The following is a 15,634-nucleotide window of genomic DNA, read 5'->3' as shown; positions in this document are numbered from 1 at the left end:
TGTCCCCTGTGCATCTTTCTGGCGGACCGTCGTCGCGAGACGCCTATCGCTCTGGAATCACTTAATCCGGGCAATCTTCTCATAGCAGGCCTGATTATACAAACCTATTTCCTGTGACAATGAATCAGAATTCAGGACAACACGTGGCGGAGCGCCGCCTTGATTTTCGCCACCGCCGACACTTCAAACGGCAGGAAATCAAGCTGGCGCACCCGAATTCCCTCATGCTCAAAATATTGCTCTTCAGGCAAACGCTCGGGCTGTACGCCTGACGCCGGCTGAGGCAGGATAAACACCAGATCCAGGGCAGCGGACGGCAGGAAGTCCATCTTGACCAGACCGACCCCGCGTACCTCGATCAGGCCGGAGATATTGTCCGCCGGCCGGGCCCATAACCGGCCCCCTTCAACCGTCAGGGTGACATAATCGTCCCCAACCAGCCGGGCGCCTGCCTCCTCGATCAGGCGCAGGGCCAGGTCGGATTTGCCGGATCCGGACGGGCCGCTGATCATGATCCCCCGTCCCTCCAGCGAGACAACGGTGGCGTGGAACAGAGTCATTGCTTCCTGCCCCCTTCTGCCCGCGGCAGGCGGACGATAAAGCGGGCGCCGCCGCCTTCTTCGCGGTTTTCCGCGGTGATGGTGCCGCCGTGGGATTCCACAATCTGCTTGCAGATGCTCAGGCCAAGGCCGGAATGTTTGCCAAAGGCTTCCCCTTTGGGGCGTTCGGAATAGAAGCGCTCAAAGATACTGTCCAGCTTGTCCTCGGGGATGCCCACGCCCTCGTCTTCCACGACCAGTTCGACCATATTCTTATGCTCCCGCAGCCGGACCCAGACATGACCCTCGGACCGGGAAAAGGAAATGGCGTTGTCCAGCAGGTTGCGCACAACCTGGCCCAGTTGCCCCTCCAGCCCCATGACATAGTGCGGCTTGTTTTCCTTCGATTTGCGCAGCCGGCGGCTGCCATCCACCTCAAGCACCAGGTCCGGCAGCTTGTCCTTCTGGGTGGTGTCATAGATATCCAGCAGGGTTTCCACCATCGCTGTCATGTTGATCAGTTCCATACTGCTGCGCGCCAGTTCGGCATCAAGCCGGGAGGCATCGGAAATATCGGAAATCAACCGGTCAAGCCGCTGCACATCCTGCTGGATGATGGCCAGCAGCTTCTGCTTGTCCTCTTCTTTTTTGGCAAAGGACAGTGTTTCGATGGCGCTGCGCACCGACGTCAGTGGATTCTTCAGCTCGTGCGCCACATCGGCGGCGAATGACGCCACCGCATCGATCTGCCGGGCCAGGGTATCGGTCATTTCCCGGAGCGAGCGGCTCAGGTCACCGATCTCGTCATTGCGGCGGGAATAATCGGGAATCTGATAGTCGGGATTGGTGGCCATGCGGATCCGGTCGGCGGCATAGGCCAGGCGCAGGATCGGCCGGACGATGGTGCGGGCGAAAAAGGTCGACAGGGTCAGCGTCAGAAGCAGGGCGGCAAAAAACAGCTTCAGGATGGTCATGCGGGCATCCTGCACCGCCTCGCGGATATCACGGTCATCCGCCGACACCATCAGCGCCCCCAGCACCCGCCGGAACCTCTGTACCGGCACGGCTACGGTAATAATGTCGAACCGCTCAGTCAGCACCCGGATGCGATAGCTGTTCTCCCCGGCCAGGGCTTCCAGCACCTCGGGATAATGTTCCGCCACCTCATGGGCTTTTTCCCGGTATTCCCCCAGGGCGTAGCGTTTGTTAAGACGATCGAGGATGCTGGAAATTTTCCAGCTCAGGTTATCCCAGAAACTGTCCAGCCCGCCCTCCGGCGGCAGCGGGTTGACCACAATGGACTGTTCAACAGCCAGGTCCCGGCTGTCAATCAGCTTGGCCCCCGACACGTCAAAGAAACGGGTCCGGTTCTGGGTCACGTCCACAAGGCGGGTGATAATCTGCTGGGCGGGAATAAGCTCGATTTCGGTGGTGTCGGGTCCCCCCGTCGCCGCCTCGCCGAGGGCGCCGGCCAGGATTTCGGCATCCTTGCGCAGGGAGTCGATCCGGGATTCAATCAGGGTCTGCTGCAGGTCGTCCACATAAAGGATGCCGCCGCCCAGAAAAATCAGGGCAATCAGATTCACCAACAGGATCCGGATGGTCAGCGGCGAAATCCCGCGCTTGGGGCGGGTCCTGATGGGCGATGGCTTTGTGTCCGGGCTCATCCGCTGTTTTTAGCGCAATTGTCTACCCCCATCAACTTTCACTGTAGCGGTAGCCGACCCCATAGAGGGTTTCAATGCCGTCGAATTCCTCATCCACAGCCCGGAATTTCTTGCGCAGCCGCTTAATATGGCTGTCAATGGTACGGTCGTCCACATAGACGTCGTCATGATAGGCCACATCCATCAACTGGTCGCGACTTTTCACATGGCCCGGACGGTGGGCCAGCGCCTGCAGGATCAGGAACTCGGTCACCGTCAGCTTCACATCCTTGCCGTCCCATTCGCACTGGTGGCGCACGGGGTCCAGGCGCAGCCGGCCGCGAACGATCACCCCATCCTCATCCTCATCCGCCGTGGCGCTTTTCCTGACGGCGTCCACCCGGCGCAGAACGGTTTTGATGCGTTCGATCAGCAGCCGCTGGGAAAAGGGTTTCTTGATATAGTCATCGGCCCCCATTTTGAGGCCGAGCATCTCATCAATCTCATCGTCCTTTGAGGTCAGGAAAATAACCGGAAAATTATGCTTTTCGCGGAGGCGACGGAGCAGTTCCATGCCGTCCATGCGCGGCATCTTGATGTCGAGAACCGCCATATCGGTGCTGTTTTTATTCAGTCCCTCAAGTGCGGAGGCGCCGTCCGTGTAGGTTTTAACGTCAAATCCTTCTGCCTCCAGAGCCATACTAACGGATGTCAAAATATTCTGATCGTCATCCACAAGCGTAATCGTTGTCGCCATTTAGCTTTTTTTCCTTATGTTGCAACCTATTCCGACTGACAGTAGCACGAAACCGTGGCAAGATTAAGAATTTCCGACAGGGTCTAAAAAAGCCGGCCCGGTGACCCTATATGGAAAGAAAATCTTCATTGATTGGCGGTACAATTTCCTGCTAGTCATGAGTTGTCGTGAAAGAGCCTGAAAAGCATGCCAAGATCGAAAAGCTGGGGTTTTCCCCGATGGGACGGATATCATGTGGAACGCGAGCCTGTATCAGTCAGGCTCTGCGACTATGACGGCTGCGACGAACCCGGCGATTTCCCCGCGCCCAAGGCGCCGGATTCCCCGGAAAAATGGCATTTCTGCCAGCGGCATGTGGCTGAATATAACCAGAACTGGAACTATTTCGCCGGCCGCAACAAAGCGGACGCCTTCCGCCGCGCCCAGGAAGAAGCCCGCGCCAGCGCCGGCTACAAGACCAGCGGCGCCTATAACACCGGGCCGGAAAGCTATGGCGCCGACCAGCGCCGGGCAGATGCTTTCGAGGTGCTGGAACTGGATGACGACGCCACCCAGGCGGAAATCAAATCCGCCTACCGCTCTCTCGCCAAACGCTATCACCCGGACACCAATCGCGGGGACAAGCAGGCCGCCATCAAATTCCAGCAGGTTACCGCCGCCTATCAGGTGCTGGTGGCCAGGTAAATTCAAAAAACCTTTGGAATCCGCCATTTTTGTCATAAACTTGTAACAATTTTATGATTGGCGATATGACCCCGCCTTCTTATAGTTTCGGCAGACAAGAACTGTACCGCAGAGCAATCAAGGGGTGTCATGTATTTTTACGGACCGGAAAATTTTGACCTGGCCGCCATCCGCAACAAGCTGGAAAAGATAAACGGATTGTCCCTGATCCGGGAACTGCCGTTGCATCAGGATTTCCTGGATACGTTCGACTGGCGTCTGTTCAACGCCCAGGGTTACATGATCCGGGAACAGCACGGTCAGGAAAACCGCTATCTGTGGCGGCACCTGACGGATGACGGCCTGCAGGGCAGTATCACCCTGCACAGGGAAGCCCCCGCCTTTGCCTGGGATTTTCCGGCCAGCCCGATCCAGAAGCGCCTGGCGAAGATCCTTGCCATGCGCCGCTTGCTGCCGGTCCTGAAGCTAACAACCCAGCGGCTGGAATATTATGCCCTGGACAGTGAAGAGAAAAAGACCGCCACGCTCTATCTCGATCAAAACCAGATCACCTGCCCGAACGGCGCCGCCGATACAGTCAGCGAATGGTCGCTGCAACTCCTGCCGGTCAAAGGCTATGAAAAGGAAGCGGGAAAAATCGCCCGCAGGCTGCAGCAGATCGGCTTCGGGCGCCGCAAACATCCCTATCTTCACGAAACCCTGCAGCGCTTCGGCGTCACGCCGGGCACCTACAGCTCGAAACTGAATATCAAACTGGACAGCAGCGCCCCGGCGGCCAAAGCCACGACAGCAATCCTGAAGACCCTGTTTGCCACCATGCAGGAAAATGAGGCCGGCACTATCGCCGATCTGGATTCCGAATTCCTGCATGACTACCGGGTCGCCGTGCGCCGCACCCGTTCTGCCCTCAGCCAGATCAAGGGCGTGTTCGGAGAGGCGGAAACCAACCGCTGGAAGGAACAGTTTGCCTGGCTCGGCCAGATTACCGGCCCGACCCGCGACCTGGACGTCTATCTGCTGAAATTTGAAAATTACCGCGGCCTGCTGCCGGAGGAATATCGCGGCTCCCTTGAGGACCTGAAAAAATTCCTGGTCCAGAAACAGGCCGCAGAGCAAAAGACGCTGGCCCGCACGCTCGGCACCGCCAAATACAAAAAGCTGCTGGATGACTACCGCGCCTTTCTTGAGGATGACGACAAGGGTGCTGCCCCGAACGCCGACCTGGCGATCCGGGAGCTGGCCAGCCGGCGCATCTGGAAGACCTTCCAGCGCATTGTCCAGGAAGGCAAGGCCATCACCGACGAGAGCCCGGCCGAGGACCTGCATGAACTGCGCAAAACCGGCAAGAAACTGCGCTACCTGATGGAATTCTTCCAGAGCCTTTATCCGCCCGGGGAGGTGAAAAACCTCATTGCCGGCCTGAAACTCCTGCAGGAAAACCTGGGCGATTTCCAGGATTACGAGGTCCAGGCCCAAAGCATCACCGGTTTTTCCGAAGAAATGCAGCAAAAGAACATGGGCAACGCCCAGACCTTCATGGCCATGGGCATCCTGGCCTCCCACCTGATTGAGGGACAGATGGCGGCCCGCCGGGAATTCGCCGACCGGTTCACCTCATTCGATTCACCGGAAGCGGAACAGAAATTCCGCCAGCTTTTCGGCCCCCGGAAAAAGAAATCCGCCAAAGGAAAAAGCCCGTCATGAAAACACTTGGTGTCTTTAACATCAAAGGCGGTGTAGGCAAGACCGCCACTGCCGTCAATATTGCCTATCTTGCCGCCCGGGAAGGCTTCAAGGTGCTGTTCTGGGACCTGGACCCGCAGGGGTCGTCCACCTATTACTTCCGGGTCAAACCGAAGGTCAAGGGCGGCACCAAGGGCCTGGTGAAAAAGAAACACGACCTGGAGCAGCTGATCAAGGGGACCGACTATGACAACCTGGACATCCTGCCGGCCGATTTTTCCTATCGCCTGCTGGATATCGAACTGGTGGAAAAGAAACTGACCACCCTGTTCAAGATCCTCAAGCCGGTGACCGACGACTATGACCTGCTGGTGCTGGACTGCCCGCCCAGCATTTCCGCCCTGTCGGAACATATTTTTTCCGTGGTGGACGGCCTGCTGGTGCCGATCATCCCCACCAGCCTGTCCTTACGCACCTATGAGCAACTGATGAGCTTCCGGGAAGAAAAAGGCTATGACAATTCCCGGGTCTGGCCGTTCTTTTCCATGGTCGACCGGCGCAAGAAACTGCACCGGGACATTATCGACCATGCCAGCGAGGAATATCCGGAATTCCTCAACAGCTATATTCCCTATTCAAGCATCGTCGAGCAGATGGGTATCAAGCGGGCGCCGGTCCATGCCTTCGCCCCGGCCAGCCCGCCGGCCCAGATGTATAATTCCCTGTGGGAAGACCTGAAGTTCCGCCTGCAGCTGCTGTAAGGGCTATTTGCCGTCGAGCAGTTCCTGGTAGCTGAGCCCCCAGCCGACAAAGGGATGGCTGAACAGATAGGCATTGAAAAAACGGGCGTCATGGCTCACCTCGCGGGCAAGCCAGGACGGCTTTTCGAACTGTTCGTCGGCACTGTCCAGCTCCACTTCGGCAATGATCAGGCCGTCGTTGGCGCCGTGAAAAATATCCACTTCCCACAAATGCCCCCTGAAGCTATAGACCTCCCGGGTTTTCTCGATCAGCGGACCAGTGCACAGTTTGAACAGCAGGGTCGCATCGGCCTCACTCACCGCATACTCCAGCTCGTAGCGCTCGTTGGCGCCCTTGCTGGCCTTGATGCTGAGAATATATTTGTCATTCTTCTGGCGGATGCGGACCGTATTGCCGGCCTCGCGGGCGATATAGCCCTGACGGATGGACTGGCGTTTGACCAGTTCGCCATCGGGACGACGGGAAACAAGGAACTTTCGTTCGATTTCAATGTTCGAAGCGTTCTCAGGCATAAACAATACTCTAAATGAAAATGGTCTTCAGGTCAGGAAAGAATTTTTCCGGCAACTTCACGATAAATATCAAGCATATAGAGCCGGTCCAGCTGACGCTTTTTGAACAGTCCGGCACAGATATGCTCTTCAGAAATCGTGACATCTTTGAGGGAAGAAAATTTGACCTTGCAGTAGTAAGTGGCCACACAAATATCCGAACGGCCACGATCGCGGGGGCGGACACAAAGATCAACAAGGTTGGCGGACTTGATTTTAAGGCCGGTCTCTTCATAGACTTCCCGGTGCAGGGTGTCCTCGAGGCCCTCGCCTTCATCCAGCTTGCCACCAGGCAGTTCCCACTCCTTGTCGGGTTCCTGCAGCAACAGCACCTTGTCTTCAAGGGTAATGACGGCCTTTACCGAAATCGGAAGACCGTCGGCTTTCCTGAAAACATCCTTTGTTGTCGGCTTCGCGCCCATATTAATTCCAAAGTCTCTAACCGTTCATATCTGGTATGTTTTCTTATTTTAGCTACCAGATATGGTATTGTCCAGTTTCCCCCTTGGAAATTAACCATAGCACTCTGCGGTTAAGGTTTTATTTATTTTTCTTCGATTTTTTTGCAGACTTCTTTTTGTCAGACTTTTTCTTGTCGGTTTTCTTCTTGTCCGCCTTCTTCTTATCGGACTTTTTCTTGTCGGATTTCTTCTTGTCCGCCTTTTTATCGGCTTTCTTTTTCTCAGCCTTTTTCTTGTCCTTTTTCTTGGCCGGTTTTTCCGCTTTTTCCTCTTTTACAGGCGCTGCTTTTTTCGCCGCCGGCTTGGCCGCCGGTTTCGGGGCAGCCGGTTTCGGGGCGGCCGGCTTTTTCGCCGCAGGCTTACGGGCCGCGGCCGTACCGGTCGCCGGAGAGGAGGTCAGCAGGATCGCCGCCTCAATTACCCGGGACGCCCTGAGTACGGAAAACCCCTGGATTTCAGCCAGCTTCTCCGGTGTCGCCTTACTCAGTGCCGCCACCGTTTTGATGCCATGCGCCTCGAGCAGTTTTTGTGTGGCCGGGCCAATCCCGTTCACATCAGATAAAGAATGCGCCATGCGTAACCTCCGCCATTGTGGAAATAGTTCTAATTCTGCAGGCCATTGTAGGCTCAAGCACCCGGCAGGTAAATGACATAAGTATGTAGTTTTTGTTACAATTTTGTGAATTTTATCACTGTCCGAGGGGGGCGTCCAGACCTCGGTGCGTCATCAGGTACGTGGCAAAACTGGCGAGCCAGTGACCGCCGGCATAATGCTCCCCGGTGACCGCCTGCAGCCCGACACTCCGGTGCACCCGGGCCGCATTCAGCAGCGACGGCCGGCGCCGGTCCCGTTTCGACAGCGCCGCGGCAATATTTTCCAGGTTCCAGGCCCGGGACAGGTTGAGGCCGTCCAGATGGGCCAGTTTGCCGTCGGCAATATCGCCGACGATCCCCGGCGGCAGCCAGTCCCAGCTGCCGTCTTTCGGCACCTGCGGCATGAATTTCCTGAACCACCTGCTGAATTTCTTCGGCGGCAGGACCCGGCGCATCAGGTCGGCCTCCATCAGGCAGGGCGACATGAAATCCTCGCCGGAGGGCTCATAGGCCAGCGGGCATTTCTGATCCTTTTCGTGGAATTCCCGCACCCGGGCGACAATCAGCTGTTCCAGGTCCTGATCCCCGGCCTGCCGGGCCCAGTCCAGCATCAGCCCCCAGGCAAAGGCCGTCTGGTTGTGGGTGCCGATGCGCACCGGATAAACCAGCTTGGGCAGCCAGATCTTGATATTCTCCACCACCACCGCCTCCAGGGGTTCGAGCGTGCGGGCCCATTGCTGCCCGATCGGATCCTGCCACTGCCTGAGCTCCGTCATCAGCTGCAGGAACCAGGCCAGGCCATAGGGCCGCTCGAAGGAACTGCCCATGCGGGCGCGGAAATAGGCCACTTCCCCCGCTACCCTGTCCGGGGTGAAACTCTGCGCCAAAGCCGGCAGGATATTGTGTTTATAGTCGCCGTCCGGCCCGACATGCAGGAGCCTGACCAGCATCCAGTGGCCATGCACCGCCGAATGCCAGTCGAAACAGCCGTAAAAGACCGGATGCAGGTCCCGGGGCGGCGCCACATGGCCGTCACTCTGCATCATATGGGAAATCTTGTTGGGATATTCCCGGTGAATGCATTTGAGCGCCAGATCGGCAAACCGTCCCGCCTGTGCCGCATCGAACACCGGCTCCCCGGTTTCCGCCCGGGCCGGCACCGCCAGGCCGATCAAGACCAGAATCCTGAATAAATTCATATAGATCTCCCGCATTGTCCCAGCCTTTCCCTCTTATCCAATACTGCATGGCCACAGCGTTATAAATGCATAACACAAGCGGTAAAAGTCTGATACCCTGAACCGCCTTAGAGCGCGAAACAATAAAAAGGGGAAAGAGCGATGTCTGTCCTGTATCCCATGGCCCTGATGGCCATCTTCACCATTCTCTATTCACCGTTCCTGGTGATCGGGCGGTTCCGGTCGGTGCGGCTCGGCGATGTGGCGCCGCATTATTACAAGACCCTCGACGGCGACACGCCGCCGGACTATGTGAAAAAGCCGACCCGGCACTGGTCCAACCTTTACGAAGTGCCGGTGCTGTTTTATGCGGTGTGCCTGGCGATCCTGGTCAGGGGGCAGGAAGACAATCTGTTCATCTATATGGCCTGGGCGTTCCTGTGCCTGCGGTTACTGCAGGCGCTGATCCATACCACCTACAACAATGTCTATCACCGGCTCATTACCTTTGCCTCCGGCATGGCTGTGGTGCTGGCCATGTGGATCAGGCTGTTGCTGATGAACCTCTAGGACACGGCCGATCGGGGGAGGTCAGTGCACCTCCCCGCCCAGGTGTTTGGCAAGGAATTTTTCCACCGCCTTCAGGAACGCCACGCGATGTTCCTGCCGGCTCAGGAAATGATCGCCCTCCTCGAACTTGAGGAAGGTGATGTCCTTTTTCTCACGCTTCATTTTTTTGGCAAAATCCTGACCCTGGTCGAATTCAACCCGTCTATCTTCGGTGCCATGGACCAGCAACACGGGAAAATCAATCTTGTCCATATTCTCGCTCGGGGACATATCGTCATAGGAGAGTTCATCGTTGCGGATATAGTGACGATACATCTTGTCCCCGATAAATTTTCTCGCATGCCATAACAGGGCGCCGACATCTGTCACCGGCGCAAAAGCCACCGAACATTTATACAAGCCTTGTTCCTTGACCGGCGCCTGGAGGGCCGCATAACCGCCGTAACTACCGCCCATAATGCAGACCTTATCCGGGTCGGCATAACCCTGTTCAATCATCCAGCGGGTGCCGTCGTTGATATCGTCCAGCATCTTGCCGCCCCACTCCTAGTCACCAAGAGATTCAAATCCCGCGCCGAAACCCGTTGATCCGCGATAATTCATTTGCAGCACCGCATAACCGCGGGTGGTCAGCATTTGAACCCAGTAATCAAACTCCCAGTGGTCCCGGGCGTTAGGTCCGCCGTGAGGCATGATGATCGTAGGCAGGTTTTTCGGCTCTTTGCCAACCGGCAGGGAGAGGTAGCCCGGTATTTCCAGCTCGTCGCGGGCCGTGTAAGTAACAGGCTCCATCGGGGCCAGCTTGCTGCGATCAAGACCCGGGTATTTTTCGGCAAACCAGTTCATGGCTTTCTTGTCCAGATCCAGAAGATAGTAATCGCCGGGGTTCCGAGGCGAGCTTACCAACACAATATATTTGCGTTTGTCCTTGCTGCTGCTGACAATACGGCTGCTCTGACCGGGAAATTTCTTTTCGAAAAAAGCAGCCAGGCTTTTACGCTTCTGGTCCGTATAGACAGTCACCGGCTTGACCCCGGAATAATAGTAGCTACGCAGGTTTCCGTCTTCGTCGATATCAACCGAGTCCACATCCCCTTCAACACTGCCGGCTACCTGGTCGATAAATTCTTCTTTCTCCAGGTCATATTTGTAGTAGGCGTTGCGACCATTCTCATCCAGCTTGGAAACATAGATGATATCAGGATCGGAACTGAATTCCTCAAAGGTAAAGGGAATATCGTCTTCAATCAGATCATAACGGGCAATGGTTTTCCAGCCGTCGTCCTCGCTCTTGCGATACATGATACGCTCTTTGCCTTTCTCATTGAACCCGATGCCCAGCCGGACAACACCCTTCTGGTCCGCCCGCCAGTCCCGGATATTTGTGCGCGAGCGGATAATGCGGGACCGGTCGGCATCATGGATATTCACCTTGTAGACATCAGGCCGATTGATATTGTCGAAATCATCGAGAGCCAGCAAAATATGATCCGGGTCGTCGGGTAAAAAGCTTACAACCTTATCCTGAAACTGGGATATCCAGGTTCGGCTTGTTGCCGCCCAGTACCCCTTGATCCGCTGCCGTTTTACAAGATTGATCTGTTCGCTTGCATCCCACTCAAACGCCAGCAAGCGTCCTTCAGTAGTATTGGAATAAAGTCGTTCCTCGGGAAATCTGATACTGGCCGCCAGACGATCATTGGTTAGCCAGCGGAACCAGTTATACCGCCCTTCCTTGAAGGGTATTGTGTAAAAAGTCCCAACTTCCCCCTGCCTCAAGCCGGTTGTAGTCAGGGTCATCGCCCCTTTGTAGCTTTGCAACATAGCCATGCGCGTGCCGTCAGGAGAGAGTTGTACGCCATCTATCCTTGGAAGCTGCCCGAACACCTCCGCCGAAACGGACGTCTGCGGCTCTTCCGCAACAGCCGGAGAAACAAAAGTAAGGACAGATAAAATAAGGATAATAAAGCGCATGCGTACCCCCCAGGAATTTATTTATCCCTGAAAGGTAGCCAAGACAGGCAAATGACGCAACCGCTAAAAGCCTAGACCCGGGTGGCAAGTTCGAGCCGGAGCACCTCGGCAATGTCATAGATCAGGGCCAGTTCCCGGGCGCTTGAATAAACCCGGCCCGGATCGGCAAAACTGGAAAACATGGAGCCGCCTTCAAAGCTATCCCCCGGCTTGCGGATGGACAGATACAGGTTGCCGCGGTCAAAGGCCAGCTGCAGGTTTTCCGTACCGACCAGCGCCGCCAGTTGCTTGATGCGCTCCATAAAGGTGGGGGTAAGCAGATAGCGGGCCTCGACCTGGTCGGTGGCATAGACCTCGAACAGGCGCTCGAACTCCGGGTCTTCCAGCTTGACCCGCTCGCCGCTGGCGAAAGCGCCGTCAAAGAAATTGCCGATCGCGGTCCTGTCCTTGCGAATGATGGTGGTGCCGGAAAACTGCTTGTGGAAATCGAAATGGGACAACAGGCCGCGGAAGACGGTGCGGCTGCTTTTGCGGCCTTTGCTGTCCCGGCTTTCCTGGATCAGCTTGGCCTCGAACATATTAAAGTCAGCGCCCTTGACCTGACCGTAGACCCGGTCCTCGATTTTCCGTTTGTTATGACCGGGGACCAGGCGCAGGTTTTTGAAAGTACTGACCGGCTGATGGGCTGGCTTCATCTGGTAGTGAAGCCCGAGATGCCCACACAGGGCGGTCATGATGCGGTTCTTGGCCTGCTTCTGCAGATTAGACAGGGGCCTGAGGCCCAGAGCGCCGATCCCCACGCAGCCCACGCCGACAAAGATCATCACCTGGGGGTCCGCCATGCGGCGGGACAGGATAAAATAAGCGGCGGCGCAAAAGACCAACACGGCCGCCACAACCGCCGCCATGAAGATTTTCATGGCCCGGGGGCGGCCGGCTTCGATCTCCTGCAGTTCGGGCAGGAGTTCCGTCTCGAAATATGATTCAAACCCCTCAAGGAGACTGTCTGCCTGCATGGCTATACCCTAGAGAAACTCCGCCGCATCGACCGGCTTCTTTTCGGCCTCGTCCATTTCGAAATAGGGCATGGCCCGGATGCCGATCATGCCGGCCACGGCGCTGGACGGGAAAATCTGCACCGCATTATTCAGGTCGGTGACACTGCTGTTGTAAAAGCGGCGCGCCGCGGAAATATGCCCCTCCACTTCCTCATAGGCCTGCTGGGCCTCGATCATATTATGCTGGGATTTCAGGTCGGGGTAGTTTTCCGCCACCGCGAACAGCTGCATCATGGCGGACTGGAAGCCCTTTTCCGCCTCGAGATGCTTGCCGACCTCGTCCGGGTTGGACGGGTCATAGGACCTGCCGGCCAGGTTGCGCATTTCGGTGACCCGGGTCAGGACGTCTTTTTCATGCTCCATGAATTTCTTGGCAATGGTCAGGATATTGGGCAGCAGGTCATGGCGTTTCTTGAGCTGCACATCAATCCCGGACAGCGCCTCCAGCGCCCGGTTGCGCTTTGTGATCAGCGAGGCATAAAGCCAATAGAGAATGAGCAGGATAACAAGAACAATAGCGCCAAAAATAATCATGATAGTCCCCATTCAAATCAGACAATAAGCATCATTGTTGGCCATATTCGGCGCCCATGCAAGTGGAAAGGGCGGCCCGGAATCCACGCTGGATCCGCGCCGCCCTCGCTACACTTCCTGCCTTACCTTGGTAATGGCTGGATCGGGCCTTATTTGTTGATCAGGCCCCTATTTAATCAAACCCTTGAGCTTGCTACCCACGTCCTCAAGCTTGTCCTTGATCACATCCTTGGTGATAATCTTGCCAAGACCGCTGTTCACCGCGCCCAGCACCTTGTTCATCACTTCGGCCCCGCTGGCGCCGTCCCCTTCCTTGCCGATATCTTCAAGATGAATGTCGGGCAGGGTCAGGCCGGTGCCCTTGCCGCCCAGCAGGTCAGTGGCCAGCTGCACCTTGGTCCCGGTGATGTAGATATCGTCAATCACGAAGCTTTTGGCGCTTTCGTCGCTGCTGCCGAACTTGGCCATATAGTCCTGCACGTTCTTCTGCAGCTTGGAGATATTGTTGCCCTTGCTGCCAAGCTCGTAAATCAGGTCGGCGCCGTCAATGCGTACTTCCTTAATATGAATAATGTCGGAGGTGACCGACATCACGTCCATGGCGACATTGACCGAGCCGACCTTGAAGGCGTGATCTGACTTGAAGCCCGGCGGGTTGCCGACCACAAGGCCGCTGAGCCCGGCCGTGCCCGCCAGGAAGGAAACATCCACGCCTTCCAGGGCGATTGGCGTTTGGGTAACTTCGGGGCCATATTTCACAACGCCTTTCTGGATAATGCTTCCGGCCTGAGAGCCAATATAGAAAACGCCTCCCAGGATCACCAGCAGGATGACAATCAGTCCAATCACAACTTTTTTCATCATTTTTCCCCTTGAATGTTTATTGACCTTCAGTGTCCCCGATCACCGGGACAAAAGCAAGGGGTTAGGAGGCGCTAATTTATCCTTTGGTCATTTGGGGTCATTTGCTGCGCCCGGTCATCTTTTCCGCACTGCGGAGCGCGCCAAGGCCGAGCAGCGCCAGCACCAGTTCCATCATATTGTCGGTAGCGATCTTAGGCGGCGTGACGTCAAGTCCGGCGAGCGCCACACCCCACTGGAACAGGGGATGGAGCAGAAAGGCCCACAAAAACCCGATCCCGCAGACCCAGCCGATAAACGGCCGCCAGCCGGCGACAAACACCGAACGATGCGCCGCCTCGATGCGGTTGATTTCCGCCTGCAGGATCTGCGGCTGCTGGCGGATTTTCGCCATCACCGCCTCGGCACGGGCCTTTTCCTCGTCGCTGGTGAACAGCTTGTCAAAAACATTGCCCACGGCAGAAACCGCATCCACCGCCGGACCGCCGAACAGATCACCCAGAAAGGACATCGTCCATCTCCCTGTAGCTCTTGCCGTCAAAAACCAGCGCCTGGCCCCGATTGGCGCGCCCCCGGGCGGGATCAGCCAGTGAACAATGCAGCCAGCCGCTCTCCGGCTCCGCCGGCCGGTGATATTCGAGGATCAACTGATCGAAAGCCAGCTCCCGCCGGATCAGTCCGGCCAGGTCATGGAGGCCGATGCCGGGAATTTTCAGGTCCACCGCCTCGCCGCACAAATGCTGGGAGCGTCCGGACGAGCCGAGCAGCCGGTTAAGCGCCGGGCAGCGGTAGCCGCTGGTGGGACTGAACGGATGGCCGATCCTCTCGCGCAATGGTTCGAGCAGATGATGCGCCAGATAGGTAAGGCGCTCGGTTGCCACAGGATCGGGGTGGTTGTCGATATTGTGCCGCGCGGCGGTCTGGCTGTGACACAGCTCCTCAAGACTGAAATGTTCCGATAACTTCATAGTTCGGCATCTCCTTGCGGCTGGCTCCCGTGAGCGACCTTGATATAAAGATCGAGGGATTGTTGAAGATGGGTCTTGGCCCAGCCCTTGCGCCGGCGCCATTTCCGGTCAATGGCGGCCAGCGAGGTTTCTTCCACCACCATGTCGAACACCGGACCGACCATCAGCTTCTCTGCCGTCATGCGATCCACCCAGTCGGCATAGCGCTCCTTCAGGTCAACCTCCCAGTCGCTTTCGCGCAGGTTGGTTCGGCGGCTGTTCTGCACCATCACGTCGGCAAAACTGGTCACCCGCGGACCAATCCCTTCTGTAATCAGGCGGTAGGCCCGCCGGATCGCGTGGGCGGCCCAGACCTGCCGGGAGGACAGGATACCCCGGGTTTCATAACTCTTGAGCGGATCCTGCGCGAGTTTCCCGGCCGTTTCCGGTGTCGGTCCGACACTGCCCGGTTCCGCCGGAATGATCCTGATCCGCGGCCCCTTCGGCTCCAGCGCCTTCTGCATCAGTTTTTCCGCCCGTTTGCGGCGCCGGGTTTGCCGGGCGCGGCGGAATGACGGCGCGGGATCATCGCCCGCGGATTTATACTCCAACACCGCGCCCGCTGGCGCAGTACAGCCATATAGTTGAAAGTCCATATTACCTCCGGTCGATCTATACATCTTATAAGAGAATCATTTTTAATAAGACTATTATAGGTATAAATAGGAACAAAACAAGAACATCGAGGGAAAAATAATAAAATCTTGACCTTGGCGGCGCTTGGTTCAACAATTCCGCTGACCGGACACCGCAGCAGTGCGGCACAGGAATTCTT

The 15,634-nt window shown here is 56.7% G+C and carries 18 protein-coding genes and 1 pseudogene; 4 read left to right on the top strand and 15 right to left on the bottom strand.

Annotated elements, in window-relative coordinates; translation table 11 throughout:
• Positions 1-131: 131 nt before the first annotated feature.
• The 3 genes from FIV46_RS06385 to FIV46_RS06375 are packed head-to-tail and all read right to left on the bottom strand — an operon-like array spanning position 132 to position 2,942.
• Positions 132-560 carry an HPr kinase/phosphorylase gene (locus FIV46_RS06385; RefSeq protein ID WP_139939603.1) on the bottom strand — a complete coding sequence of 143 codons (429 nt, stop codon included), beginning with the start codon at positions 558-560 and terminating at the stop codon, positions 132-134.
• Entirely contained in the window at positions 557-2,206 is a 1,650-nt protein-coding gene (locus FIV46_RS06380) for a stimulus-sensing domain-containing protein (protein WP_139939600.1), read from the bottom strand. Before FIV46_RS06380 ends, FIV46_RS06385 begins: the two co-directional genes overlap by 4 nt.
• Positions 2,207-2,237: 31 nt before the next feature.
• Positions 2,238-2,942, bottom strand: coding sequence for a response regulator transcription factor (locus tag FIV46_RS06375; RefSeq protein ID WP_139939598.1), 705 nt, complete (start codon positions 2,940-2,942; stop codon positions 2,238-2,240).
• Between the two features lie 234 nt (positions 2,943-3,176).
• Between FIV46_RS06375 and FIV46_RS06370 the strand changes: the two genes are divergently transcribed.
• The 3 genes from FIV46_RS06370 (at position 3,177) to FIV46_RS06360 (ending at position 6,070) form a co-directional block, all read left to right on the top strand.
• Entirely contained in the window at positions 3,177-3,626 is a 450-nt protein-coding gene (locus FIV46_RS06370; protein WP_219845931.1) for a J domain-containing protein, read from the top strand.
• 129 nt (positions 3,627-3,755) lie between these two features.
• Positions 3,756-5,330 carry a CYTH and CHAD domain-containing protein gene (locus tag FIV46_RS06365; RefSeq protein WP_139939594.1) on the top strand — a complete coding sequence of 525 codons (1,575 nt, stop codon included), beginning with the start codon at positions 3,756-3,758 and terminating at the stop codon, positions 5,328-5,330.
• Positions 5,327-6,070, top strand: a complete 744-nt coding sequence (locus tag FIV46_RS06360; protein ID WP_139939592.1) for a ParA family protein — start codon at positions 5,327-5,329, stop codon at positions 6,068-6,070. Before FIV46_RS06365 ends, FIV46_RS06360 begins: the two co-directional genes overlap by 4 nt.
• Before the next feature lie 3 nt (positions 6,071-6,073).
• Here the strand turns inward: FIV46_RS06360 and FIV46_RS06355 are convergent, their stop codons facing one another.
• The 4 genes from FIV46_RS06355 to FIV46_RS06340 form a co-directional block, all read right to left on the bottom strand.
• Positions 6,074-6,583: a CYTH domain-containing protein gene (locus tag FIV46_RS06355; protein WP_139939590.1), complete on the bottom strand. Its 510-nt coding sequence runs from the start codon at positions 6,581-6,583 to the stop codon at positions 6,074-6,076.
• A gap of 32 nt (positions 6,584-6,615) precedes the next feature.
• Positions 6,616-7,044 (bottom strand): NUDIX domain-containing protein, encoded by a 429-nt coding sequence (locus FIV46_RS06350; RefSeq protein ID WP_139939588.1) that lies wholly within the window; start codon positions 7,042-7,044, stop codon positions 6,616-6,618.
• 118 nt (positions 7,045-7,162) lie between these two features.
• Positions 7,163-7,657 (bottom strand): helix-hairpin-helix domain-containing protein, encoded by a 495-nt coding sequence (locus tag FIV46_RS06345; RefSeq protein WP_139939586.1) that lies wholly within the window; start codon positions 7,655-7,657, stop codon positions 7,163-7,165.
• Positions 7,658-7,772: 115 nt separating this feature from the next.
• A complete protein-coding gene (locus tag FIV46_RS06340; protein WP_139939584.1) occupies positions 7,773-8,876 on the bottom strand; it encodes a DUF2891 domain-containing protein in 1,104 nt (367 codons plus the stop codon).
• 141 nt (positions 8,877-9,017) lie between these two features.
• Between FIV46_RS06340 and FIV46_RS06335 the strand changes: the two genes are divergently transcribed.
• Positions 9,018-9,425 carry an MAPEG family protein gene (locus FIV46_RS06335; RefSeq protein ID WP_139939582.1) on the top strand — a complete coding sequence of 136 codons (408 nt, stop codon included), beginning with the start codon at positions 9,018-9,020 and terminating at the stop codon, positions 9,423-9,425.
• Between the two features lie 21 nt (positions 9,426-9,446).
• Here the strand turns inward: FIV46_RS06335 and FIV46_RS06330 are convergent.
• From FIV46_RS06330 to FIV46_RS06295, 8 genes and pseudogenes are all read right to left on the bottom strand, one after another.
• Positions 9,447-9,959 (bottom strand): annotated as a pseudogene (locus FIV46_RS06330) (alpha/beta hydrolase family protein); the annotation flags it as partial.
• Positions 9,960-9,971: 12 nt separating this feature from the next.
• Complete coding sequence (locus FIV46_RS06325; RefSeq protein WP_139939578.1) at positions 9,972-11,399, bottom strand: alpha/beta hydrolase family protein; 1,428 nt, start codon at positions 11,397-11,399, stop codon at positions 9,972-9,974.
• A gap of 71 nt (positions 11,400-11,470) precedes the next feature.
• The gene (locus FIV46_RS06320) at positions 11,471-12,415 is read right to left on the bottom strand and encodes a DUF3137 domain-containing protein (protein ID WP_139939576.1); all 945 of its coding nucleotides are present in this window, start codon (positions 12,413-12,415) and stop codon (positions 11,471-11,473) included.
• A gap of 9 nt (positions 12,416-12,424) precedes the next feature.
• The gene (locus tag FIV46_RS06315; protein ID WP_219845929.1) at positions 12,425-12,991 is read right to left on the bottom strand and encodes a LemA family protein; all 567 of its coding nucleotides are present in this window, start codon (positions 12,989-12,991) and stop codon (positions 12,425-12,427) included.
• 168 nt (positions 12,992-13,159) lie between these two features.
• Positions 13,160-13,852: an AsmA family protein gene (locus FIV46_RS06310; protein WP_181163081.1), complete on the bottom strand. Its 693-nt coding sequence runs from the start codon at positions 13,850-13,852 to the stop codon at positions 13,160-13,162.
• A 100-nt stretch (positions 13,853-13,952) separates the two neighbouring features.
• Positions 13,953-14,363, bottom strand: a complete 411-nt coding sequence (locus FIV46_RS06305) for a 3TM-type holin (protein ID WP_139939570.1) — start codon at positions 14,361-14,363, stop codon at positions 13,953-13,955.
• The gene (locus tag FIV46_RS06300) at positions 14,347-14,820 is read right to left on the bottom strand and encodes a D-Ala-D-Ala carboxypeptidase family metallohydrolase (protein WP_181163080.1); all 474 of its coding nucleotides are present in this window, start codon (positions 14,818-14,820) and stop codon (positions 14,347-14,349) included. Before FIV46_RS06300 ends, FIV46_RS06305 begins: the two co-directional genes overlap by 17 nt.
• Complete coding sequence (locus tag FIV46_RS06295; RefSeq protein WP_139939566.1) at positions 14,817-15,455, bottom strand: hypothetical protein; 639 nt, start codon at positions 15,453-15,455, stop codon at positions 14,817-14,819. The genes FIV46_RS06300 and FIV46_RS06295 overlap by 4 nt, the downstream gene beginning before the upstream one ends.
• Between the last annotated feature and the right edge of the window lie 179 nt (positions 15,456-15,634).

Source organism: Emcibacter nanhaiensis, assembly GCF_006385175.1.
In the GTDB taxonomy this organism is placed as follows: domain Bacteria; phylum Pseudomonadota; class Alphaproteobacteria; order Sphingomonadales; family Emcibacteraceae; genus Emcibacter; species Emcibacter nanhaiensis.
This window is presented reverse-complemented; position numbering and strand designations above follow the sequence as displayed.